Origin of the sequence: Actinophytocola xinjiangensis, from assembly GCF_001921215.1 — a bacterium.
Lineage (GTDB): Bacteria > Actinomycetota > Actinomycetes > Mycobacteriales > Pseudonocardiaceae > Actinophytocola > Actinophytocola xinjiangensis.
The window spans coordinates 94,851-117,427 of the sequence record NZ_MSIF01000013.1 but is presented as its reverse complement, the minus strand read 5'-3'; the positions used below and the strand labels follow the sequence as shown (position 1 = coordinate 117,427).

Below are 22,577 nucleotides of genomic sequence, written 5' to 3'. Positions count from 1 at the left end.
TCAGACCCTATACGCCCGGCCTGGTGATCTGTTCGGCCATCTCGTCGGCGCGGCGTCGCCAGGTCTGGCGGCGGAAGCGGAACACGATCGCGAACAGCAGCCCGGCGCCGGCCAGGATGCCGACGACCACCAGCAGCGGGTTGGCGGTCAGGCCGCCGGCGACCACGGTGATCAGCCCGAGCGCGACGGTCAGGATGGCCAGGCTGACCGCGATGCCCTCGGGCGCCCACGTCCAGCGCCGGCCAAGCGCCACCTCGCGCAGCAGGTGGTCGGCGCCCCGGTCGAGCTCGTCGTCGCCGGTCCGCAGCGACAGGATGCGTTCGGCGGCCTGCTCGCAGATCAGCAGCTGCTGCTCGCTGGTGATCACCAGCGTGTCGTCGTCGGTGCGCGCGCGGCACTGCTCGGCGACCGAGAACCAGGTACTGGCCAGGTAGTAGCGCAGGACCGGGTCGGCCGGCCGGTCGGCGACCAGGTTCTCCAGGTCGGCGACGGCCGCGGCGGCACGGTCCTGGCCGACCAGCACCTGGGTGAGGCCGAGGCGGGCCAGCAGCGCGGCGAGACCGCCGTGGGCCAGCGCCCGCCCGTAGTGGTCCTCGGCGCTGCGCCACCGGCCCCTGGCCAGCGACACGTCGCCGAGGCCGATCTGGTCGAGGGGGTCGTCGCGGCGGGCGGCGGCCTCGGTGAACCCGTCGAACGCGGCGTCGAGCCTGCCGGCGAGCAGCGCGGACCTGGCGGCGTCGGCGTGCTCGCGGCCGGCCGGGGCACCGCCCGGCAGGTCGTCGGGCACCAGTCGCCACTTCACGATCACGTCCTGCCACGCACGAAGCATTGGATCACCCCGGCCGGCACGTTACTCTCGGTACACCCGTGTCGGGGGGTTGTTGTCGAGGTGAATGACGTGCCGAGCATCCGGTCGTTGAGCTCGAGGTCGCTCGCGGTGTCCTGTGCCGCGCTGTACCTCGTGGTCAGCGCCGTGGTCGGGGTGGCACTGCTGGCCACCCCGCAGCCGGTGCCGCCCGCGGTGGCGGTGAGCGACGGCCCGACGTCGGTGGCCGAGCGGAACGCCGGAGAGCCACCGATGCCGCCCACGCCTCCCAGACCCCCCAACGGTTTCCAGCGGGTGACCGGTCCGCAGATGGTGCAGACGGTGATCCCGCTCGGCTGGCGGGTGGCCAGGGGCGGCGCGCCCGGCGCGATGCGCGCGACCGACCCGGCCGACGGCGGCCGGTTCGTGGCGTTCGGCGGCGCGCCGGCCCCCGACCAGGACCTGGCGACGACCCGGGTGACCAACGAGTCGAAGCTGGCCGCGCGGACCGACGACTACGAGCGCATCGACCTGATCCGCGCGACCTACGCCGGGCACCCGGCGGTCGAGTGGGAGTACCAGCACGACGACGGCAGCGGGCCCCAGCACGTGCGCGCGTTGTTCTGGCAGGTGGACGATGTGGAGTACTTCATCGTGGCGTCCGGCCCAGTGGAGCACTGGCAGCGGATGCAACCGATCTACGACCAGATGGTGGCCAATTCCCGGCCCTGACCCGGTCAGCCGGTGCGGCGGGCGGTGACGAACCTCGGCCGGCCGGTCAGGTCGTCCAGCGCGGTGCCGCCGGTGAACCCGCCCCGGGCGGCGAGCAGGGCGAGGACCTGGTCGCGGTGGGTGTCGTCGTGCTCCATGGCGAACGCGCCGCCGGGGCGCAGCAGACGGGCGGCGGTGCGCACGACGTGCGGGATGACCGACAGCCCGTCCTCGCCGCCGAACACCGCGCGAGCCGGGTCGTGCCCGGCGACCTCCGGCGGTACCGGGGTGGCGAGCGGGACGTAGGGCGGGTTGCACACCACCAGGTCGACCCGCCCGTCGAGGTCGGCGAGCAGGGTCGGGTCGGTGACGTCACCGGCGTGCAGCACCACCGGGCGGTCGCCGTCGGCGGCGCGCTCCTCGGCGTTGCGGCGGGCCCAGGCCAGCGCGTCGGGGTCGAGTTCGACGGCGTGCACGGTGGCGTCGCGGCGGGCGGCGGCCAGGGCCAGCGCGAGCGCGCCCGAGCCGGTGCACAGGTCGACGACCAGCGGTTCGCTGACGCCGCGCAGCGCGGCGAGGCCCCATTCGTGGAGCAGTTCGGTCTCCGGGCGTGGCACGAACACGCCCGGCCCGACGGCCAGGGTGAGCGGGCCGAACGCGGCGTGGCCGAGCAGGTGTTGCAGCGGCACCCGGGTGGCCCGGCGCGCGACCAGCCCGTCGATCCGCGCGACGGTCCGGTCGTCGAGGGGCCCCACCAGCGGCAGCCGGCCCCGGTCGACGTCGAGCACGTGCGCGGCGATCAGCTCCGCGTCGACCCTCGGGGACGCGACACCGGCTCGCGCCAGGACGCGCTGGGCCTGGCGCAGGACCACGCGCAGCGGGTGCCGCCCGGTCTCGTCCACGTCGACGTCCAGGTCCACGTCAGGCGGGCTGGTGGGCGGCGAGGCGTTCGGCGCGGTCGGCGGTGGCCAGCGCGTCCAGCACGCCGTCGAGGTCGCCGTTCATCACCTGGTCGAGGTTGTAGGCCTTGTAGTTGACCCGGTGGTCGGAGATCCGGTTCTCCGGGAAGTTGTAGGTGCGTACCCGCTCGGAGCGGTCGACCGTGCGGACCTGGCTGCGCCGGTTGTCGGCGGCCTGTTTGGCGGCCTCCTCCTCGGCGGCGGCGACCAGCCGGGCGCGCAGGACCTGCATCGCGCGGGTCTTGTTCTGCAGCTGGGAGCGTTCGTTCTGGCAGGACACCACGATGCCGGTGGGCAGGTGGGTGATCCGCACGGCCGAGTCGGTGGTGTTGACGCTCTGCCCGCCCTTGCCCGACGAGCGGAACACGTCGATGCGCAGGTCCTTCTCGTCGATCTCCACCTCGACGTCCTCGATGTCGGGGATGACGAGCACTCCGGCGGCCGAGGTGTGGATGCGGCCCTGGGACTCGGTGACCGGCACCCGCTGCACGCGGTGCACGCCGCCCTCGAACTTCAGCCGCGACCACACGCCGTCGGCGGTGGGTACCTTGCTCTTGATGGCGACGGTGACGTCCTTGTAGCCGCCGAGCTCGGTGTCGGTGCCGTCGAGGACCTCGGCCTGCCAGCCGTGCCGTTCGGCGTAGCGCAGGTACATCCGCAGCAGGTCGCCGGCGAACAGCGCGGACTCGTCGCCGCCCTCCCCCGACTTGATCTCCAGCAGCAGGTCGGAGCCGTCGTGCGGGTCGCGTGGCAGCAGCAGTTCGGTGAGCCGGGCCTCGAGCACCGGGACGCGTTCGGCGAGGGTCTGCGCCTCGGCGGCGAACGAGTCGTCCTCGGCGGCGAGCTCCCGGGCGGCGGCGAGGTCCTCGCGCGCGGTCTCCAGCTCACGCAGCGTCTTCACCGTCGGGGTCAGCTGGGCGTAGCGGCGCCCGAGCCGGCGGGCACGGTTCTGGTCGCCGTGCACCGACGGGTCGGCCAGCGACCGCTCCAGCTCGTCGTACTCGGTGAGCAGTTCCCTCAGCGACGCCGAGTCCACGGACGACCCCCTTCTGTGCTGCGCGCCTGAACACGAACTCCTGAACATGACAACGGCGCCCACCCGCACGTGCGGGATGGGCGCCGTGGGCGAAGCTACTTGGTCTTCTGCCGCTTGCCGTAGCGGGCCTCGAAGCGCGCGACCCGGCCGCCGGTGTCGAGGATCTTCTGCTTGCCCGTGTAGAACGGGTGGCAGTTCGAGCAGACCTCGACGTGGATGCTGCCCGACTTCTTCGTGCTGCGCGTGGTGAACGTGTTCCCACAGCCGCAGACGACCTCGGTCACGACGTACTCGGGGTGGATACCGGTCTTCACAGATCTTGCCCTTTCTCAGGTGGCCGCCGGGTCCCCGACGAGACGTGACGAGACGTCGAGGTGAACCGGTGCCGGGACTCGACCAGACAGTTTGCCAGATGTCCTGGCGATTCGTTCAACATCCCCCGATCAGGGGGTATTCCATACCAGTCGCGCTGACAGCGCGCCCGATGAAGCCCGACCGCTCATCGCGCGGCAACTGCCACCCACCGCAACCACTCCCGCACTCACCGACGTCAGCCGACAGTGGTGGTGACCCGAGGACACACTTTTCCGTGTGTCCGAACCGTGGGGCCAGCCGCTGTCCGTGCAGGCGTGGCTGGCCATTCCCGTGCTGTTCGCCGCCGCCGTCCTCGGCCTGGTCGCGGTGCTCGGGATCGTCATCGACGCCGACTGGCAGGCGACGCTGTCCAGCGCGCTGTGCGGCGCCGCCGCCGCGGTGACCGCGTTGGTCGAGGTGCGACCGGGGTCGTGGCCGGCGCGGCGGCGCTGGGCGTTGCGGGTCGGCTACCCGGCGGCGGTGTTCGGCTCCGGGCTGTGGCTGGGCGGGGTCACGATCCCCACGCCGACGGCCATCGCCGTCGGCCTGCCGGCACTGGGCATGTTGCTGCTGCTGTGCCGGCAGGCGCGATGGCGACGGTGAGACACCTAGTCGTCGTTGACCGACGGGGTGTTCTTCGCGACCTGCATCAGGAACTCGATGTTGGTGCGGGTCTTGCGGAGCTGGGTCAGCAGCAGGTCGATGGCCTGCTGGTTGTCCAGCGCGTGCAGCACGCGGCGCAGCTTGACCGTCACCGCCAGCTCGTCCGGCGAGAGCAGCAGCTCCTCCTTGCGGGTGCCGGACGCGTCGACGTTGACCGCGGGGAAGGTGCGCTTGTCGGCGATCTTGCGGTCCAGGATCAGCTCGGCGTTGCCGGTGCCCTTGAACTCCTCGAAGATCACCGTGTCACCGGCCGACCCGGTCTCCACCAGCGCGGTGGCGAAGATGGTCAGCGAGCCGCCGTCCTCGATGTTGCGCGCCGCGCCGAGGAACCGCTTGGGCGGGAACAGCGCGGTCGAGTCGACACCACCGGACAGGATCCGGCCCGACGCCGGCGCGGCCAGGTTGTAGGCACGGCCGAGGCGGGTGATGGAGTCGAGCAGCACGACCACGTCGTGGCCCATCTCGACCAGGCGCTTGGCCCGCTCGATGGACAGCTCCGCGACCGTGGTGTGGTCCGACGGCGGGCGGTCGAAGGTCGAGGCGATGACCTCACCCTTCACCGACCGCTGCATGTCGGTGACCTCTTCCGGACGCTCGTCCACCAGCACGACCATCAGGTAGCACTCGGGGTTGTTGGTGGTGATGGCGTTCGCGATCGCCTGCAACACCGAGGTCTTGCCGGCCTTGGGCGGCGAGACGATCAGCGCGCGCTGGCCCTTGCCGACCGGCGTCACCAGGTCGATGACCCGGGTGGTCAGCAGGTGCGGCTCGGTCTCCAGACGCAGCCGCTCGTTCGGGTACAGCGGCGTCAGCTTGGTGAACTCCGGCCGGTTCTTGGCCTGGTCCGGGTCCAGCCCGTTGATCGTCTCGACGCGCACCAGCGGGTTGAACTTCTGCCGCTGCTGCTCGCCCTCACGCGGCTGGCGCACCATGCCGGTGATCGCGTCGCCCCGGCGCAGGTTGTACTTGCGCACGAGCGAGAGCGAGACGTACACGTCGTTGGGGCCGGACAGGTAACCGGAGGTCCGCACGAACGCGTAGTTCTCCAGCACGTCGAGCACACCGGCGACCGGCAGCAGGACGTCGTCCTCGCGCACCTCGGTGTCCGGGCTCTCGCCCCGCCCACCGCTGCTGCCACCGCGACGGCGGCGGTCCCGGAAGCGCCGGCCGCGACGCCGACCGTCGTTGTCGTCGTCATCGTCGTCCGGGCCGTTGTCCCGGTTGTCCCGGTCCCGGTTGCGGTCCTGACCGCGCTCCTGGTTCCGGTTCTGGTTGCGGTCGCGGCCACCCCGGCCGTCACGGCCGTCCCGGCCATCGCCCTGGCGCTCGCCCCGGCTCTGCCGGTCGCTCTTGTCGCCACCGCGGTCACCGCCCCGGTCACCACGGTCACCGCGATCGCCGCGGTCACCGCCCCGGTCGCCGCCCCGGTCACCACGGTCGGAACGCTCGGTGCGCTCGTCGGTGCGCTGCTCGGCTTCCGGGCTGCCGGCCGCCCGGACCGAACCCCGGCGCCGCCGGCTGCCGCTCTCGCGGGTCTCACCGTCGGTGGCCGGCGCGGTCACGGCCGGCGCGGTCTCGGTCTTCGGCTCGGCCTTGGCGGCCTTGCTCTCGGACTTGGCCTCGGTCCTGGTCTCGGACTTCGTCGCGGTCCGGGACGCGGACCTCGGCTCGTCCTTCCCGCCGATGCCCAGTGGCAGCGTGTCGGCGGAGTCGGACTTCGCGGGGGCCGAGCCACCGCTCTGCCGCTCCTTGATGGCGGCGATCAGGTCACCCTTGCGCATACCGGTCGTCCCGGTGATGCCCAGCTGGCCGGCGAGCTCCCGCAGCTCTGCCAGAACCATGCCGGACAGCCCGGCGCGCCGCTTGGTCGTGCCCCCGTTTGCGCTGGTGCGCGGCGCCTGCGCCGCGTCGGCGACAGTCCCGGGCGCGGATTCGACCGCACCGTTGGCTGTTTCGCTGCCCAGCAGATCAGTGTTGCTCACTCATGTCCTTCCTGACCAGGTCCCCGCCTCCACAGGAGGACCCGTGTACCAGCGGACCGCCGCTCGACGAACTCGATACGGCGTATGCCCCGGCTGACTGACCTTCGTCTCGGCCATGGCTACCTGGCTATTCACCATTGCGGACGATGATCGTCAACGCGAAGCTATCTCGGTCACCACGGCTTTGGGTATCCCCCAGCGACGACGTCGACCTCTGGGAGGCCGAGTCGGCATCTGGAACGGATTGATGCGACCCGGAAAGAGTGATCCGGGAACGACACCGGGCGCCCGTACGCGCGGTGACTGAACGCCCCTGAGGGTAGACCGCCCCGCATCCGCGTGCAACAACCGGGTGTGCCGGCGTGGCTGACCGGTACAACCTCGACTACCTGGAATTTGTTCCTGCCGGCTCGACCGTGACCCCGTCCCTGGCGATCTCCAGCGGGCGCACGGCGAAGCCCGAGGTGTCCACCTCCGGTGGCAGCAGCCCGTCACGGGTCGCGGCGAACACGGTCGGTCCGGCACCGGAAACCGTTGCGGCGACACCGTTGTCCCGAAGTTCACGGACCACTCGGCTGGTGTTGGGCCAGGCGTCGGCGCGGTAGTCCTGGTGCAGCACGTCGGCGGTCGCGGGCAGCAGCAGATCGGGACGTTCGGTGAACGCGTGCACGGCCAGCGCCGCCCGGCCGGCGGCGAACGCGGCGTCGGCGTGCGGCACCGTGGCCGGCAGCAGACCCCGGGTGAGCGCGGTCGCCGACTTCTCCGCCGGCACCAGCACGACCGGCCGCAACGCGGCGTGTGGTTCCAGCCGCACGGCGTGATATCGCGGGCCGGTCGGGTCCCGGTCGACCCAGGCCAGCGCCAACCCACCCAGCAGGCTGGCGGCCACGTTGTCGGCGTGACCCTCGAACGAGGCGGCCAGCTCCAGTGCCTCGTCGTCGCGCTCACGGCCCGCCAGGGCGTAGCCGGCGGCCACCCCCGCGACGACCGCCGCGGCCGACGAGCCGAGCCCTCGGGCATGCGGGATGGCGTTCACGCAGGTCAGCGTCACGCCCGGCAGGCGAAGGCCGAGTGCGTCGGCGGTCGCGTACAGCGCGCGCACGACCAGGTGCTTCTCGTCGACGACCAGGCCGGCGCCCTCCCCGGTGACCGTGCCGGTCACCGCACCGTCGGTGACCGTGACCTCCACCCGGTCGTACAGGGCCAGCGCCAGACCCAGCGCGTCGAAACCGGAACCCAGGTTGGCCGTGGACGCCGCAACCGTGACCCGAATGGAACGTTCGCGCGGGGAAAGGCTCAACTCAGTTCCAACGCCGAGGCGACCGCGCCCGGCTCCACCGGAACCGGCTCCACCGGCGCCATGCCCGACAGCGCGGTGTCCGGATCCTTGAGACCGTGCCCGGTGACCGTGCACACCGCCAGCGAACCGGCCGGCAGCCGCCCGTCGCGGGCGGTGCGCAGCAGGCCGGCGACGCTCACCGACGACGCCGGCTCCACGAACACGCCCTCACGCCGGGCCAGCAGCCGGTAGGCGTCGAGCAGATCAGCGTCGGACACCGCGTCGATCAGCCCGTTCGAGGCGTCCCGCGCGGCGATCGCGCCCCGCCACGACGCCGGGTTGCCGACCCGGATCGCGGTGGCCACGGTTTCCGGGTCGCGCACCGGCTCGCCGAGCACCAGCGGCGCGGCGCCCTCGGCCTGGAAACCGAACATCCGGGGGGTGCCGGTGACGACACCGTCGGCGGCATAGGCGGAGTAGCCCTGCCAGTAGGCGGTGATGTTGCCGGCGTTGCCGACCGGCAGCAGGTGCACGTCCGGCGCGCGGCCCAGCGCGTCGCAGACCTCCCACGCGGCGCTGCGCTGACCGACCAGCCGCACCGGGTTGACCGAGTTCACCAGCTCCACCGGGTACTCGGCGGCGGTTTTGCGCGCCAGTTCCAGGCAGTCGTCGAAGTTGCCGTCGATCTGCAGGATCCGCGCGCCGTAGGCGACGGCCTGGGCGAGCTTGCCCAGCGCGATCTTCCCGCTGGGCACCAGGACCGCGCAGGTCATCCCGGCGCGCGCGGCGTAGGCGGCGGCCGAGGCCGACGTGTTGCCGGTGGACGCGCAGATCACCGCGGTGGCGCCGGTGGCCAGCGCGTGCGAGATGGCCACGGTCATGCCGCGGTCCTTGAACGAGCCCGTGGGGTTGGCGCCCTCGACCTTCAGGTACACCTCGCACCCGGTCACCTCGGACAGGTGCCGCGCGGGCAGCAGCGGCGTGCCGCCCTCCTGCAACGTCACCACCTTCGCGCCATCGGGCAGCGTGATCCGGTCGGGGTAGGCGCGGATCACCCCTGGCCAGGCCTGCCGGACTCCGGCCGATGCTGTCATGGTTCCTCTCCTTCGACCCGCATGACGCTGACCACGTCGTGCACCGCCGGCAAACCGGCGATCTTGTCCACTGTGGACCTCAGGGCGCGGTCGGGCGCCGAGTGGGTGACGATCACCAGGCTGGCGTCGTTGGCGCGCCCGCGCTGGCGCACCGCGGCGATGCTGACGTCGTGCTCGGCGAACACCGAGGCCACCGAGGACAGCACGCCCGCGCGGTCGGCCACGTCCAGGCTGACGTGGTACCGGGTGTCCACCTGGGAGATCGGCCGGATCGGCAGCGCCGCGTAGGCCGACTCCCCCGGCCCGCGCCCGCCGACCAGCCGGTTACGCGACACCGCGACCAGGTCGCCGAGCACCGCGCTCGCCGTCGGCGCGCCACCGGCGCCCTGGCCGTAGAACATCAGCGAACCGGCGGCGTCGGCCTCGACGAACACCGCGTTGAACGCGCCGCCGACCCCGGCCAGCGGGTGGCTGCGCGGAATCATCGCCGGGTGCACGCGGACCGCGACCGACTCGACGCCGTCGGTGTCGACGCGTTCGCAGATCGCCAGCAGCTTGATGGTGCGGCCCAGCGTGCGGGCGGCGGCGATGTCGGCCGGGGTGACCGAGGTGATGCCCTCGCGGTACACGTCGGCGGCGGTCACCCTGGTGTGGAAGGCGATCGAGGCGAGGATCGCCGCCTTGGACGCGGCGTCGTAGCCGTCGACGTCGGCGGTCGGGTCGGCCTCCGCGTACCCCAGGCGCGAGGCCTCGTCGAGCGTCTCGGCGTAGCCGGCGCCCGAGGAGTCCATGGCGGACAGGATGTAGTTGGTGGTGCCGTTGACGATGCCCATGACCCGGTTGATCCGGTCACCGGCCAGCGACTCGCGCAGCGGACGCAGCAACGGGATCGCGCCGGCGACCGCCGCCTCGAAGTACAGGTCGGCCCCGGAGGACCCGGCGGCGGCGAACAGTTCGGCGGCGTGCTCGGCGAGCAGCGCCTTGTTCGCGGTGACCACGGACTTGCCCGCCCGCAACGCTGTCGTCAGCAGCGTGCGCGCCGGCTCGATCCCCCCGATCACCTCCACCACGACGTCCACATCGGACTCGACGAGCGCGGCGGCGTCGGTGGTGATCAGGTGCGCCGGGACGTCGGGGTGCCGGTGCGGCCGGCGCACCGCCACCCCCACCAGCTCGACCGACCCGCCGATGCGCGCGGTGAGGTCGTCGGCCTGCTCGGTGAGCAGCCGAACCACCTGCGCCCCAACGGTTCCACACCCCAGCATGGCCACCTTGACACTCACGAAACCTCCAGCCGGAGCAGGTCGTCGATGGTCTCGCGGCGCAGCAGCTGCCGGGACTCGCCGTCGCGGACGGCGACCACCGCCGGGCGGGGCAGGCGGTTGTAGCTCGACGCCATCGCGTAGCAGTAGGCGCCGGTGGCGGCGACCGCGATCAGGTCGCCCGGCGCGAGGTTGCGCGGCAGCCAGCAGTCCCGCACGACGACGTCCCCGGACTCGCAGTGCTTGCCGACCACCCGCGAGAGCACCGGCTCGCCGCCGTGCAGGCCCTCGTCGGAGAACCGGGACACCAGCCGGCAGTCGTACTCGGCGTCGTAGAGCGCGGTGCGGATGTTGTCGCTCATCCCGCCGTCGACGCTGACGTAGCGGCGCGCGGTGCCGTGCCCCAGTTCGACGTCCTTGATGGTGCCGACCTCGTAGAGGGTCACCGTACCCGGTCCGACGATCGCCCGGCCCGGCTCGACCGCGACCTTGGGCACCGGCAGCTCGAACTGCTCGCACTCCTTGGTGACGATGGTGCGCAGCTGCTCGGCCAGCCAGGCCGGCGGCGGCGGGTCGTCCAGCGCCGTGTAGGCGATCCCCAACCCACCCCCGAGGTCCACTGTGGACACGTCGGCGAGCGCCTCGGCGCCGTGCTCGTCACGCAGCTGCGCCAGCAGCGCGATCACCCGGTGGGCCGACAGCTCGAAGGCGTTGGCGTCGAAGATCTGCGAGCCGATGTGGCTGTGCAGACCGACGAGCTTGAGCCCCGCCGAACCCAGCACCCGGCGCACCGCCTCGGCGGCGTCCCCGCCGGCCAGCGAGAAACCGAACTTCTGGTCCTCGTGCGCGGTGGCGATGTACTCGTGGGTGTGCGCCTCGACCCCGACGGTGACCCGCACCAGCACCGGCTGCACGACCCCCTGGTCGCGGGCGATCCGGTCCAGCCGGGCGATCTCGTAGAACGAGTCGAGCACCACCGCACCGACCCCGGCGGACACCGCCTCGGCCAGCTCGGCGGCCGACTTGTTGTTGCCGTGCAAGGTGATCCGCTCCGGCGGGAACTCCGCGCGCAGCGCGATCGCCAGCTCGCCGCCGCTGCACACGTCCAGCGACAGGCCCTCCTGCGCGACCCACTGGGCGATCCGCACCGACAGGAACGCCTTCGACGCGTAGTGCACCAGCGCCGGGTCACCGAAGGCCCGCGCGTGCTCGGCGCAGCGCGCCCGGAAGTCGTCCTCGTCCATCACGAACAGCGGCGTGCCGTACTCGGCGGCCAGCTCGCGCACGTCCACCCCGGCCAGGCGCACCGCGCCGTCCTCGGAGCGGGTGGCGTTGCGCGGCCACACCTCGGGGTGCAGCCCGTCGAGGTCGTCGGTGGTGGACGGTCGGGGAACCGCCGGCCCGCCCGGGGGCAGGACTTCGGCGTGCCGTGGTCCGGCCGGATGTGCCCTCACGACCTCACATCCGTTCCGGCGCGGACACGCCCAGCAGCCCGAGCCCGTTGGCCAGCACCTGCCGGGCGGCCTCGCACAGGGCGAGGCGAGTGGTCATCAGCGGTGTGATCTCCTCGTCGCCCTTCGGCAGGACCCGGCAGCTGTCGTAGAACTTGTGGTAGGCGCTGGCCAGTTCCTCCAGGTACCGGGCGATCCGGTGCGGCTCGCGCAGCGCGGCGGCCGTCGCGATCACTCCGGGGAAGTCGCCGATCGTGCGGATCAGGTCCCCTTCCCGCTGGTGGGTGAGCAGGCCGAGGTCGAGCCCGTCCGCGCTGTCGGGCATCACGAGGCCGACGTCCTCGGCGTTGCGCGCCAGCGAGGACAGCCGGGCGTGCGCGTACTGCACGTAGAAGACCGGGTTCTCGTTGGTGCTGCTGGTCCACAGGTTGATGTCGATGTCGATCGACGAGTCCACCGAGGAACGGACCAGCGCGTAGCGCGCGGCGTCCACACCGACCGCGTCGACCAGGTCCTCCATCGTCACCACGGTGCCCGCGCGCTTGCTCATCCGCACCGGCTTGCCGTCGGCGACCAGGTTCACCATCTGCCCGATGAGGACCTCGACGGTGGCCGGGTCGTCGTCCAGCGCGGCCGCGGCGGCCTTGAGCCGGGCGATGTAGCCGTGGTGGTCGGCGCCGAGCATGTAGATGCACAGGTCGAACCCCCGGCGGCGCTTGTCCCGGAAGTAGGCAATGTCCCCGGCGATGTAGGCCGGGGCGCCGTCGGACTTGATCGCCACCCGGTCCTTGTCGTCGCCGAAGGCGGTGGTGCGCAGCCACCAGGCTCCGTCGGCCTCGTAGAGGTGACCGTGGGCCTTCAGCTCGTCGACCACCTCGGCGACCTGGCCGGAGGAGTGCAGCGAGTCCTCGTGGAAGAACACGTCGAAGTCGGTGCCGAAGTCGTGCAGGCTGCGTTTGATCTCGTCGAACATCAGCCCGACGCCGATGCGCCGGAACGTCTCGGCTGACTCGGCCGGCGGCAGCGACAGCGCGTTGGGCTCGGCGCGCAGCACCTGCGCCGCCACGTCCGACAGGTAGGCGCCGGCGTAGCCGTCCTCGGGCGGCGGCTCCCCCTTGGCCGAGGCGATCAGCGACCGGACGAACCGGTCGATCTGCGCGCCGGCGTCGTTGAAGTAGTACTCGCGGACCACCTCGGCGCCCTGCGCGGACAGCACCCGGCCCAGCGCGTCGCCGGCCGCCGCCCAGCGGGTGCCGCCCAGGTGCAGCGGGCCGGTCGGGTTCGCCGAGACGAACTCCAGGTTGATCCGGTCGCCGGCCAGCGTGTCCGACCGGCCGTAGGCCTCGCCGGCGGCCAGCACCTGGCGAACGATCTCGCCCTGGGCGTCGGCGGCCAGCCGCAGGTTGATGAACCCCGGGCCGGCGACCTCGGCGGTGGCGACGCCGTCGCGGCCGGTGAGGGCCGTGGCCAGCCAGCCGGCGAGGTCGCGCGGCGGCACGCCGACCTTCTTCGCCACCTGCAGGGCGACGTTCGTGGCGTAGTCACCGTGGTCGGGGTTTCGCGGTCGCTCGATCGTCACCGAGGGCGGCAGTGCGGCGTCATCGAGGTCTCGGCTGGTCAGCACGTCCACGGCGACGGTACGGACCAGGTCGGCAAGAGCGGCGGGAGTCACCCGCAGAAGTCTAGGTAGCCCGCCCCTACCCGGCGGAGTGGCCTCGGCCATACGCTGACCAGCGGGGGGACCGACCGGGAGACGATCACCATCGACATCACACGCACGGCCGTCGCCCTGACGGCCGTTCTCGCCCTGCTCGGCGGCTGCAGCAGCAGAACCGGCAGCGATCCGAACGCCGGCCAGAACGGCGACCAGGCCGGCGGGCAGACCCCCGCCCCGGCCCCGTTCCAGCCGGTCGAGTCCAACCCCGACCCGTCCACGAAGATCGAGGGCGTCGAGCTGACCGACCACGCCGGCGGCCTGCACACCCTGCCCGGCCAGCGCGTCGCCTACGACCGGCACCCGCCCACCGGCGGCGCCCACGACGAGGTGTGGGCCAACTGCAACGGCACCGTCTACACCCGGGCGGTGCGTACCGAGCACATGGTGCACGCCCTGGAGCACGGCGCGGTGTGGATCGCCTACGAGCCGACCCTGCTGCCCGCCGCCGACGTGTCCGCCCTGGCCGAGCTGGTCGACGGCCAGCCGTACCTGATGCTGTCCCCCTACCCCGGGATGGACACGCCGATCGCGTTGCAGGCCTGGGACCACCAGCTGCGGGTCACCGAGGCCGGCGACGAGCGGATCGACCAGTTCGTCCAGGCGCTGCGGGACAACGAGTACACCGCGCCCGAGCCGGGGGCACCGTGCGAGACCGACCCGTCGCTGTTCGACACGACCAACCCGCCCCCGTTCGACCCGAGCCCGCCCGGGCCGGACGCCGTGCCCGTCGACGGACCGTGAACCGGTGGTCAGCGGCCTGTGAGCGGCGGGTGAGCGCCGGCCGTTGACGCCGACCCAACAAGATGTCCTTACACTTACCGGTTGGGGTGTGTACATCCGGGTAACAGCGGTGACGAGACGAGGTCCGAGACCGGCATGGCGAGCGGGACGAAGAGCAAGGGCACAACCAAGCCCAAGAGTAAGAACGGCGCCAAGGGGCGCTCCCGCTCGTCGGCCGGGAGGCCGACGCGGCCCAAGCCCTGGGGCACGATAGCGGCCGTGCTGGCCGTCGTGCTGCTGGCCGGCGGGGTGTTCACCTACGCCTTCCTGGAGATCAACGAGAAGGAGCAGTGGGTCGCCTCGGAGGAGAACCCCGACCCGTCGGAGAACATCGACGGGGTGAAGCGGGAGAAGTACGAGTCCGGCCAGCACGTCACCGGTGCGCAGCGGGTGGCCTACGACCAGTCACCGCCCTTCGGCGGCCCGCACGACCAGGCGTGGGCGGCGTGCAGCGGCGTGGTGTACGACACGGCGGTGCGCACGGAGAACATGGTGCACTCGCTGGAGCACGGGTCGGTGTGGATCGCCTACAACCCCGACCAGGTCAAGGGCGGTGACCTCGACAAGCTCAAGGGCAAGGTCGAGGGCCAGCCGTACATGATGATGTCGCCGTGGCCCGGGCTGGACAAGCCGATCTCGCTGCAGTCGTGGGGCCACCAGCTCAAGCTGGACAAGGCCGACGACACCCGCATCGACGAGTTCATCCGGTCGCTGCGCGAGAACCAGTACCAGAACCCCGAGCCAGGCGGTCGCTGTGACGTCGACGGCACCGGGTTCGACCCGGCCAACCCGCCGCCGTTCGTGGCCGAGCCCCCTGGCGACGACGCGGTGAAGATGGACGGCACCGGCGCGGTCGACGAGTCGGCGCAGGAGATGCAGGGCCAGCAGGTCCCGCCGCCCGCGACGGAGGGCACGGCCCCGCCCGCCAGTGAGCAGCCCCCGGCCGCGTCCGGCACGGGCGCCCCACCGCCGAGCCAGTGACCGACACCGACACCGACGCCTCACCGCCCACGAGCAACTCGAGCCGGGTACTGATCATCGTCGCGGCGATGGTGGCCGTGCTGCTCGTGGGCGCCGCCGGCGGCATGCTCCTCGCGATGTCCCGCTCCAACGACGTCACACCGGGCCCCGACTCGGTCGACGTGGGGTTCGCCCAGGACATGCGCGTCCACCACCTGCAGGCCGTCACGATGGCCGGCATCGAACGGGACCGCACCGACGACGGCGAGCTGCGCCGCCTGGCCTTCGACATCGAGTCGACGCAGCTCGCCCAGGCCAGCGAGATGGCAGGGTGGCTGACCGTGTGGGGCCGCCAGAGCCTGCCCGACCCCGGCGCCGGGCACATGGAGTGGATGTCCCAGGGCGGCACCCACGAACACACCGACGCCCTCGGCCAGACGACCACAGGCGCGGTCGACCGCATGCCGGGCATGGCCACCAGCCAGGAACTCGACCAGCTGCGCGCGGCGACGGGCCGGGAGCTGGACGTGCTGTTCCTGCAACTGATGCTGCGCCACCACCAGGGCGGGTTGCAGATGGCGGAGTACGGGGCCCAGCACGCGAGTGCCGGCTACGTACGGAACCTGGCGAAGAAGATCGTGTCCAGCCAGGTCTCCGAGGTCAACCTGCTGACCGACATGTTGACCAGGAGAGGCGCCCAGCCGCTCCCACCGGCCTGATCACCACTGGAGTTCGTGGCAGCCGCCGGCGGCCTCCCCGGTCTCCACCTGAAGCGTCGCATGGTCGATCTGGTACTCCCGCGCCAACAGCTTCCGGGCCGCCGCCAGCACCTCGCCCTGATCCGCCCCCGGCAGCACCGTCAGGTGGGCCGAGGCGACCTCCATCCCCGACGTCAGCGTCCACACGTGCACGTCATGCACCTCGCCCACTCCGCGAAGCGCGCACAACGCCGTGGTCAGCGCGTCGACGTCGACGCCTTCCGGCGCGTGCTGGAACAGGATCCGCAGTGACCGCCGGGCCAGCGTCCAGGTTCTCGGCAACACGAACAGCCCGATGGCGACACCGATGATCAGGTCGGCGTAGCGCCAGCCGAACAGCAGGGTGACCAGCCCGCTGACGAGCACTCCCACCGAGCCGACGAGGTCGGCGAGCACTTCCAGGTAGGCGCCCCGCAGGTTGAGGCTTTCCTTGGCGCCGGCCCGGAGCAGCAGGAACGCGACGACGTTGGCGAGCAGGCCGGCGACGGCCACCAGCGACACCGTCAGGCCCGGTACCTCGGTCGGGTCGCTGATCCGGTGGATCGCCTCGTACAGGACGTAGGCGGCCACGCCGAAGAGCAGGACGGCGTTCGCCAGGGCGGCGAGGACCTCGGCGCGGTAGAGCCCGAAGGTGCGCCCGGCCTTCTGTCGCGAGCGGCGGGCGGCGAGGATCGCGGCGAGGGCGAGGCCGACGCCGATGACGTCGGTGACCATGTGGGCGCCGTCGGAGAGCAGGGCCAGCGACGAGGTGGTGACGGCGACGGTCAGTTCGAGCACCATGAAGGCGGCCGTGACGGCGAAGGCCATGGCCAGACGCCCGACGTGCCGGCCGGACGCGCTCAGCGCCTGGCCGTGCCCGTGTCCCTGCCCCATGCTTCGGCTCCTTCGTCCGGTCCCAGCCGAAACATATAGTCACATGCGCATGAGTGCAACTCAGGAGCTGGTCAAGGAGTCGATCCAGCGGGCGAACGCCCTGGTCGTGGCCGGGAGGTAGCGCACCCCCACGGCCCCCACCCGGGCCTCCGGCGTGACCGGCACGACCAGCCGGTTGTCCTCCACCGCCCGAACCACGGCCGCCGCCACCCGCTCCGGCTCGTAGCCGCGCCGGCGGTAGGCCGCGGTAGCCCGCGCCTGGCGGCGACGCTGCTCGTCGGGACCGGTGCCGGCGAACCGGGCCGTCGCGGTGATGTTCGTGTGCACGAAACCGGGACAGATCGCGCTGACCCCGATCCCCGCCGGCGCCAACTCCGCCGACAGGCACTGGGCCAGCAACAACACCCCGGCCTTCGTCGTGCCGTACGCCGGCAGCGAGGGCAACGGCACGATGCCCGCCGCCGACGCGGTCACCACCACGTGCCCACCCTCGCCGCGCTCGACCATCGCCGGCAGGAAGGCGCGCAGCGTGTGGATGACGCCCCACAGGTTGACGTCCAGCACCCGCCGCCAATCGTCGACCGAGGTCTCCAGGAACGACCCGCTCAGCCCCACGCCCGCGTTGGCCATCACCAGGTCCGGCACCCCGTGCTCGGCCAGCACCCGCCGCGCCACCCGCCCGGTGGCCTCCCCGTCCGCCACGTCCAGCTGACAGGCCGACCCGCCGACCTGCGACGCCACCCGCGCCGCCGCGTCCCCGTCGACGTCGACGCACACCACGTGCGCCCCCTGCCCCGCCAGCGCGACGGCCGTCGCCCGGCCGATCCCGCTGCCCGCGCCGGTGACCACCGCGAGCTGCCCGTCCAGCGCGGAACGCCGGTCCCCCACCCTGGCCCGCGCCAACTCCCGGGGCGCCGCCGCCTCCCCGTCGACGTACTCGACGAACTCGGTGACCAGCCGCGCGACGGCGTCCGGATGCGTGCGCGGCGCCCAGTGCCCGGCCACCAGCTCACGCCGGTACAGCTCGTCGACGCACGGGTCCGCCGCCCGCAACAACGCCGGCGTCACGAACGGGTCGTCCAGCAACGCGATCTGCTGCACCGGCACCGTGACCCGCCGCGTCGGCCGCCGGAACCGGCCCATGTTGGCCCGGTAGAGGTTCAGCCCGTGGCGGGCGTCCCGTTTCCCGGCGCCGAAGGACCGCAGCAGCCGCCCGCTGCCCATCACCAGCTCGGGGATCACCGGCACCTGGAAGGCGCCGATGTACCAGGAGTGCAGTGCCTGGCGCAGCGCCGCGCGCGGGTGCCGGTACCAGCGCCGCAGCCAGTCCGCCGAGTGCCCGAGGTCCGGCCCCGAGATCGAGGTGAACGACCGCACGTCGGCGTGTTCCAACGCCGGCCAACTCTGCACCGAGCCCCAGTCGTGGCCCACCAGGTGCACCGGCCCGTCCGACACCGCGCGCACCACGGCCGCCAGATCCGCCCCCAACGACGCCATCCGGTAGCTCTCGGGCGTGCTGGACCCGCCGTGTCCGCGCACGTCGTAGGTCACCACGTGGAACCGCCGCGCCAACCGCCGCGCGACCTCGTCCCACACGTGCGCGTTGTCCGGATAACCGTGCACCAGCACCAGGGTCGTCGCCGCCGGCGACCCCCGCTCGTACACCGCCAACCGCACCTCGCCCGACTCCACCCAGCGCCGCCGCACGCCACTCATACCCGCAACGGTAGCCGCCCCGACCCCCACCGACCGGGTACGGTAAGCTGCCACCGTTCCAGTGAACGACGGGCCCTTGTAGCTCAGGGGATAGAGCACTGCCCTCCGGAGGCAGGTGTCGCAGGTTCGAATCCTGCCAAGGGCGCCCTCGTGAATTCGCCGCTGACCAGCACGAACAGGTCGGCGGCGATTTGCGTTCCTACTGGGACGACCCCTGTCGAGGAGCCTATGACGATGGCGCGGGTGATCGTCCCCGACCGGCTCCGGCTGGTGCGGGGCACGTTGCCGGCCGTCGACCAGCAAGCCGTGGACCGCGCCTGGGAGCAGGCCGTTCTGGCGGATCCGACCCTGTACGACGGGCCCGCGCTGGCCTGTCCGCGCGTGGATCACCGGCCGGCGGACTCGACACTGACCCTGGAATGGGCCCCGGTCACCTACCGGTACTTCTCCCTGCGGCGTGTTCCCGGCGCGGACGTGGCGCCGGCCCTGTTCGCGGCCGTCGTGCAACCCACGGTCGAGGGTGGACTGGTGGTGGGCCGGACGACGGCGGCGGGTCAGGTGCAGATCCCCGGTGGTGTCGTCGAGCAGCCGACCGGCGCGGTGGACGAGGCGTGGCTGGCGCACGAGGCGGCCCGGGAGCTCGCGGAGGAAACCGGCGTCGTCGTGCCGCCGGAAGAACTCGCGCGGTTCGCGGTGACGTCCACGCCGGGCGGCAATGTCGGGGTCTTCTTCCGTGCGCCGCCTCTCGCGGAGAAGGTGATCCGTGAACGGTTCGCCGTTCTCCTGGCAAAAGAGACCGCGGCCGGGAACGTGCCGGAACTCGCCGAGGTGACGACCGTCGGTTCGCTGTCCGATCTGCTGGAGCTCGGGGGCCCGTACTCGGCGTCGTCGATTCCGGTGGCCCGCCGGTACCTGGACCAGTTCGGCTGACCGCTACACCGCGCGACCTCAACGGCACCAACGGTTTCGTCGGGTTCCCGGCGGTGGCCACCGACGCGATCGGCCAGACCCGGCGACGGCCGGCGGTTCGGGGAACGGGACGGCCCGCCAGGGCGCCCTGTCCGAATCGGGCGGTCCGGGCGAACGCGGTACGACGTATCGGCGAACGGCCCCGGCGCGCCGGTCCGGTCGTCTAGGGTTCACCGCACACTGTGGACGGAGCGAACCCGTGGAGTTCCAGATTCTCGGGGCCTTACGCCTGCGTGCGACGGGGCCCGCCGTCGAGCCGGCCGGTCACCTGCAGCGCGTGATGCTGGCGGTCCTGCTCGCGCGCGCCAACGAACCGGTCGCCGTGGACGTCCTGGTTGACGCCATGTGGTCCGGCCGGCCCGATCCCCGGTCAGGCCAACGACTTCAGGTGCACGTGCACAAGCTGCGGCGGGTGCTCGACGACCCGGCGCGGCTGTCGTTCGGGCCGTCGGGCTACCGGCTGGAGGTCCGCCCCGGCGAGCTGGACCTGGCCCGGTTCACCGACCTGGTCGAGCGGGGCGCCGCCGAGGACGAGCCGTCGCGGCGCGCCGACCTGCTGCGCGAGGCGCTTGACCTGTGGCACGGCCAGCCCTTCGACGGGCTGGACACCCCGGTGCTCGCCGACGAGACCCAGCGCCTGGTCGAACGCCGGCTCACCGCGCTGGAGCTGCTGCACGAGGCGGAGCTGACCGCCGGCCGGCACGCCTCGATCGTCCCCGAGTTGGCCGGGCTGGTGCGCGAACATCCGCTGCGCGAACGGTTCACCTGGCTGCTGATGTCGGCGCTGTACCGCGACGGCCGGCAGGCCGAGGCGCTCGACGCCTACCGTTCCACCCGCGACACCCTGGTCGAGGAACTCGGCCTGGACCCGGGACCCGAGCTGCGGGCGCTGGAGAGCCGGATCCTGTCCGGTGAACCGGACACCCCCGCGCCGCCGGCCGCCCCGGCCCCGGCGGTCGCCCCGGTTCCCGCGCAGCTGCCGGCCAACGTCACCGGGTTCGTCGGCCGCCAGGCCGAACTGTCCCAACTGGACGACCTGCTCGGCGACACCGACACCACCACCGGCGCCGACGCCCCGCCGGTGGTGGTGGTCGCGGGGACGGCCGGTGTCGGCAAGACGACCCTGGCCGTGCTGTGGTCCCACCGCCGCCGCGACCGGTTCCCCGACGGTCAGCTCTACGTCGACCTGCGCGGCTACGGCCCGGCCGAGCCGGCGGCGCCCGAGGACGTCCTCGCCGGCTTCCTTCGGGCACTGGGCCTGGACGGCAGCGCGGTGCCCGGCGAGCTCGACGAACGCTCCGCCCGGTTCCGCACCCTGGTCGACGGCCGGCGCATGGTCATGGTGCTGGACAACGCGCGCACCGTCGAACAGGTCCGCCCGCTGCTGCCCGGCTCGGCGACGGTCACCGTCCTGGTCACCAGCCGCGACGCACTCGCCGGCCTGGTCGCGCGCGACGGCGCCCAGCGTCTCGGGCTCGGCCGGCTGCCGCGCGCCGAGTCGGTCGACCTGCTCAACCGGCTGGTCGGCGAGAACGACCGGAGCCAGGTCGACGAACTGGTCCGGCTGTGCGCGCGGCTGCCGCTGGCGCTGCGGGTGGCCGGCGAGCTGGTGCGGTCGCGGCGGGGTGACGGCATGGCGAGCCTGGTCGCCGAGCTGGTCGACGAGCAGCACCGGCTGGACGTGTTCGACTCCGACGACGACCCGCACACCGCCGTACGCGCCGTGTTCTCGTGGTCCTACCAGAACCTCACCGACGTCACCGCCCGCCTGTTCCGGCTCTGCGGCGCCCATCCCGGCCGCGACGTCGACGCCTACGCCCTGGCCGCGATGGCCGGCACCGACCCGCGCACCGCCCGCCGGGGCCTGGCGGCGCTGGCCCGCGCGCACCTGATCGAACAGACCCACGACGGCCGCTTCCGGATGCACGACCTGCTGCGCACCTACGCCGCCGAACTCGCCGCCGCCGACACCGACGACGCCGACGCCGGCATCGACCGGCTGCGCGCCTACTACCTGCACACTGCCACCCTGGCCACCGACCAGGTCTCCCCGCACCTGGGCGCGCCGCACCTCATCGAGCCCGGCACGGTCGCCGCCCCCACCTTCACCGGCTACGACGACGCACTGCACTGGCTCGACACCGAGATCTCCAACGTGGTGGCCACCGCCGACCCGGCCGTCGCCGGCCACGTCACGGCACTGTCGTACGCGCTGTGGCACTACCTGGACGTGCGGGGCCACTTCGACGAGGCAATCGCGCTGAACACCATGGCCCTGCGGGCGGCGCGGGAGACCGGCGACCGGCGGGCCGAGGCGAACGCCCTGCGCCATCTCGGCTCCGCGTACTTCCGGCTGATGCGCACCGAGGAGTCCATCGCGCACAGCGAGCAGGCGATGCTGCTCTACCGTGAGCTCGGTGACGCGTCCGGCGAAGGCGCTGCCCTGAACAACACCGCCGCGGCGCTGTTCGACGTCAACAGGTTCCGCGAGGTGGTCCCGTTGTGCGAGCGGGCGGTCGAGCTGCTGCGGCGCGACGGTGTGCGGAGTCGGCTGGCGAGCGGGCTGTCGAACCTCGGCTCGGTGTACCGCACGGTCGGCGACTACGCCGCGGCGGCCCGCTACCTGCACGAGGCCGTGGAACTCAGCGACGAGGACGAGGACCGCCACCGGCTGATCTATCCCCTGCACGAGCTGGCGTTCCTCGCCAACGACACCGGTCAGCCGCTGGAGGCGATCGAGTACGCGCAGCGTGCGCTGGACCTGGCCCACCAGACCGGCAACCGCACCATCGAGGGCGAGGCGACCTACAACCTGGGCCGCATCCACCGCCAGCTCGGCGAGCACGACCTGGCGGTGCGCTGCCAGCACGACGCACTGCGGGTCGCCGAGGTCACCGACGACCAGATCCTGCGGTTGCAGGTGCTGGTCGTGCTCGGCCAGCTGCACCTGGACGTCGGCGAGACCGACGCCGCGCTGGAACGCCACCGCGAGGCGCTGGCCATCCCGATCGACCGGCCGCTGGAGAAGGCCCAGGCCGAGGAGGGGATCGGGGACGTGCACGCGGCGCTGGGCGAGCACGACCGGGCCGCCGTCCACTGGCGGCGGGCCCTCACCACCTACCTCGACCTCGGTGTTCCCGGCGCGGAGAACGTCCGCCCCAAGCTCTCCGCCCTGTCCTGACCGTCCGGGCGCCGGGGGGAACGCGCC

The 22,577-nt window shown here is 72.5% G+C and carries 19 protein-coding genes and 1 tRNA gene; 8 read left to right on the top strand and 12 right to left on the bottom strand.

The genetic code is table 11. The annotated features are described in order from the left end of the window. Window positions 1-7 precede the first annotated feature (7 nt). Entirely contained in the window at window positions 8-829 is an 822-nt protein-coding gene (locus tag BLA60_RS42370) for a tetratricopeptide repeat protein (protein WP_084735242.1), read from the bottom strand. A gap of 87 nt (window positions 830-916) precedes the next feature. On the opposite strand from BLA60_RS42370, the gene BLA60_RS24780 reads away from it, so the two are divergent. Beyond that, a complete protein-coding gene (locus tag BLA60_RS24780; protein ID WP_154814564.1) occupies window positions 917-1,537 on the top strand; it encodes a hypothetical protein in 621 nt (206 codons plus the stop codon). Between the two features lie 5 nt (window positions 1,538-1,542). Here BLA60_RS24780 and prmC read toward each other — a convergent pair whose 3' ends face one another. From prmC to rpmE, 3 genes are all read right to left on the bottom strand, one after another. Further along, window positions 1,543-2,436, bottom strand: a complete 894-nt coding sequence (gene prmC / locus BLA60_RS24775; protein ID WP_245812135.1) for a peptide chain release factor N(5)-glutamine methyltransferase — start codon at window positions 2,434-2,436, stop codon at window positions 1,543-1,545. Window position 2,437: 1 nt separating this feature from the next. After that, window positions 2,438-3,511, bottom strand: coding sequence for a peptide chain release factor 1 (gene prfA / locus BLA60_RS24770; protein WP_075135385.1), 1,074 nt, complete (start codon window positions 3,509-3,511; stop codon window positions 2,438-2,440). A 95-nt stretch (window positions 3,512-3,606) separates the two neighbouring features. Further along, window positions 3,607-3,825: a 50S ribosomal protein L31 gene (gene rpmE, locus BLA60_RS24765; protein WP_075135384.1), complete on the bottom strand. Its 219-nt coding sequence runs from the start codon at window positions 3,823-3,825 to the stop codon at window positions 3,607-3,609. Between the two features lie 277 nt (window positions 3,826-4,102). On the opposite strand from rpmE, the gene BLA60_RS24760 reads away from it, so the two are divergent. Then, window positions 4,103-4,468, top strand: coding sequence for a hypothetical protein (locus BLA60_RS24760; protein ID WP_075135383.1), 366 nt, complete (start codon window positions 4,103-4,105; stop codon window positions 4,466-4,468). Window positions 4,469-4,473: 5 nt separating this feature from the next. Here BLA60_RS24760 and rho read toward each other — a convergent pair whose 3' ends face one another. The 6 genes from rho to argS all read right to left on the bottom strand — a co-directional run bounded on the left by rho (window position 4,474) and on the right by argS (window position 13,268). Further along, complete coding sequence (gene rho, locus BLA60_RS24755) at window positions 4,474-6,510, bottom strand: transcription termination factor Rho (protein WP_075135382.1); 2,037 nt, start codon at window positions 6,508-6,510, stop codon at window positions 4,474-4,476. Window positions 6,511-6,895: 385 nt separating this feature from the next. Next, window positions 6,896-7,810 (bottom strand): homoserine kinase, encoded by a 915-nt coding sequence (gene thrB / locus BLA60_RS24750; protein WP_245812134.1) that lies wholly within the window; start codon window positions 7,808-7,810, stop codon window positions 6,896-6,898. Beyond that, on the bottom strand, window positions 7,807-8,883 hold the full coding sequence (gene thrC / locus BLA60_RS24745; protein WP_075135381.1) for a threonine synthase: 1,077 nt from the start codon (window positions 8,881-8,883) through the stop codon (window positions 7,807-7,809). Before thrC ends, thrB begins: the two co-directional genes overlap by 4 nt. Then, entirely contained in the window at window positions 8,880-10,166 is a 1,287-nt protein-coding gene (locus BLA60_RS24740; RefSeq protein ID WP_425427088.1) for a homoserine dehydrogenase, read from the bottom strand. Before BLA60_RS24740 ends, thrC begins: the two co-directional genes overlap by 4 nt. Then, a complete protein-coding gene (gene lysA, locus BLA60_RS24735) occupies window positions 10,163-11,599 on the bottom strand; it encodes a diaminopimelate decarboxylase (protein ID WP_075135380.1) in 1,437 nt (478 codons plus the stop codon). The genes BLA60_RS24740 and lysA overlap by 4 nt, the downstream gene beginning before the upstream one ends. Before the next feature lie 4 nt (window positions 11,600-11,603). Continuing rightward, window positions 11,604-13,268 carry an arginine--tRNA ligase gene (gene argS / locus BLA60_RS24730; protein WP_075135379.1) on the bottom strand — a complete coding sequence of 555 codons (1,665 nt, stop codon included), beginning with the start codon at window positions 13,266-13,268 and terminating at the stop codon, window positions 11,604-11,606. A 54-nt stretch (window positions 13,269-13,322) separates the two neighbouring features. On the opposite strand from argS, the gene BLA60_RS46445 reads away from it, so the two are divergent. The 3 genes from BLA60_RS46445 (at window position 13,323) to BLA60_RS24710 (ending at window position 15,772) form a co-directional block, all read left to right on the top strand. Next, window positions 13,323-14,054, top strand: a complete 732-nt coding sequence (locus BLA60_RS46445; RefSeq protein ID WP_154814562.1) for a DUF3105 domain-containing protein — start codon at window positions 13,323-13,325, stop codon at window positions 14,052-14,054. 135 nt (window positions 14,055-14,189) lie between these two features. Continuing rightward, entirely contained in the window at window positions 14,190-15,074 is an 885-nt protein-coding gene (locus BLA60_RS24715) for a thioredoxin-like domain-containing protein (RefSeq protein ID WP_075135376.1), read from the top strand. Then, window positions 15,071-15,772 carry a DUF305 domain-containing protein gene (locus BLA60_RS24710; protein ID WP_075135375.1) on the top strand — a complete coding sequence of 234 codons (702 nt, stop codon included), beginning with the start codon at window positions 15,071-15,073 and terminating at the stop codon, window positions 15,770-15,772. The genes BLA60_RS24715 and BLA60_RS24710 overlap by 4 nt, the downstream gene beginning before the upstream one ends. Here the strand turns inward: BLA60_RS24710 and BLA60_RS24705 are convergent, their stop codons facing one another. After that, window positions 15,773-16,684, bottom strand: coding sequence for a cation diffusion facilitator family transporter (locus BLA60_RS24705; protein WP_075135374.1), 912 nt, complete (start codon window positions 16,682-16,684; stop codon window positions 15,773-15,775). Between the two features lie 60 nt (window positions 16,685-16,744). Beyond that, window positions 16,745-18,400: an SDR family oxidoreductase gene (locus tag BLA60_RS24700; RefSeq protein WP_075135373.1), complete on the bottom strand. Its 1,656-nt coding sequence runs from the start codon at window positions 18,398-18,400 to the stop codon at window positions 16,745-16,747. A gap of 72 nt (window positions 18,401-18,472) precedes the next feature. Here BLA60_RS24700 and BLA60_RS24695 point away from each other — a divergent pair. The 3 genes from BLA60_RS24695 (at window position 18,473) to BLA60_RS24685 (ending at window position 22,550) form a co-directional block, all read left to right on the top strand. After that, window positions 18,473-18,545, top strand: a tRNA-Arg gene (locus tag BLA60_RS24695). 89 nt (window positions 18,546-18,634) lie between these two features. Next, window positions 18,635-19,330 (top strand): NUDIX hydrolase, encoded by a 696-nt coding sequence (locus tag BLA60_RS24690; RefSeq protein ID WP_154814561.1) that lies wholly within the window; start codon window positions 18,635-18,637, stop codon window positions 19,328-19,330. 238 nt (window positions 19,331-19,568) lie between these two features. Next, window positions 19,569-22,550: an AfsR/SARP family transcriptional regulator gene (locus BLA60_RS24685; RefSeq protein WP_075135371.1), complete on the top strand. Its 2,982-nt coding sequence runs from the start codon at window positions 19,569-19,571 to the stop codon at window positions 22,548-22,550. Window positions 22,551-22,577: the final 27 nt, after the last annotated feature.

Coding starts and splice junctions, on each gene's coding strand:
- BLA60_RS42370 (WP_084735242.1), bottom strand. CDS start 829: ATGCTTCGTGCGTGGCAGGACGTGATCGTGAAGTGGCGACTGGTGCCC.
- thrC (WP_075135381.1), bottom strand. CDS start 8,883: ATGACAGCATCGGCCGGAGTCCGGCAGGCCTGGCCAGGGGTGATCCGC.
- BLA60_RS24715 (WP_075135376.1), top strand. CDS start 14,190: ATGGCGAGCGGGACGAAGAGCAAGGGCACAACCAAGCCCAAGAGTAAG.
- BLA60_RS24705 (WP_075135374.1), bottom strand. CDS start 16,684: ATGGGGCAGGGACACGGGCACGGCCAGGCGCTGAGCGCGTCCGGCCGG.
- BLA60_RS24700 (WP_075135373.1), bottom strand. CDS start 18,400: ATGAGTGGCGTGCGGCGGCGCTGGGTGGAGTCGGGCGAGGTGCGGTTG.
- BLA60_RS24690 (WP_154814561.1), top strand. CDS start 18,635: ATGGCGCGGGTGATCGTCCCCGACCGGCTCCGGCTGGTGCGGGGCACG.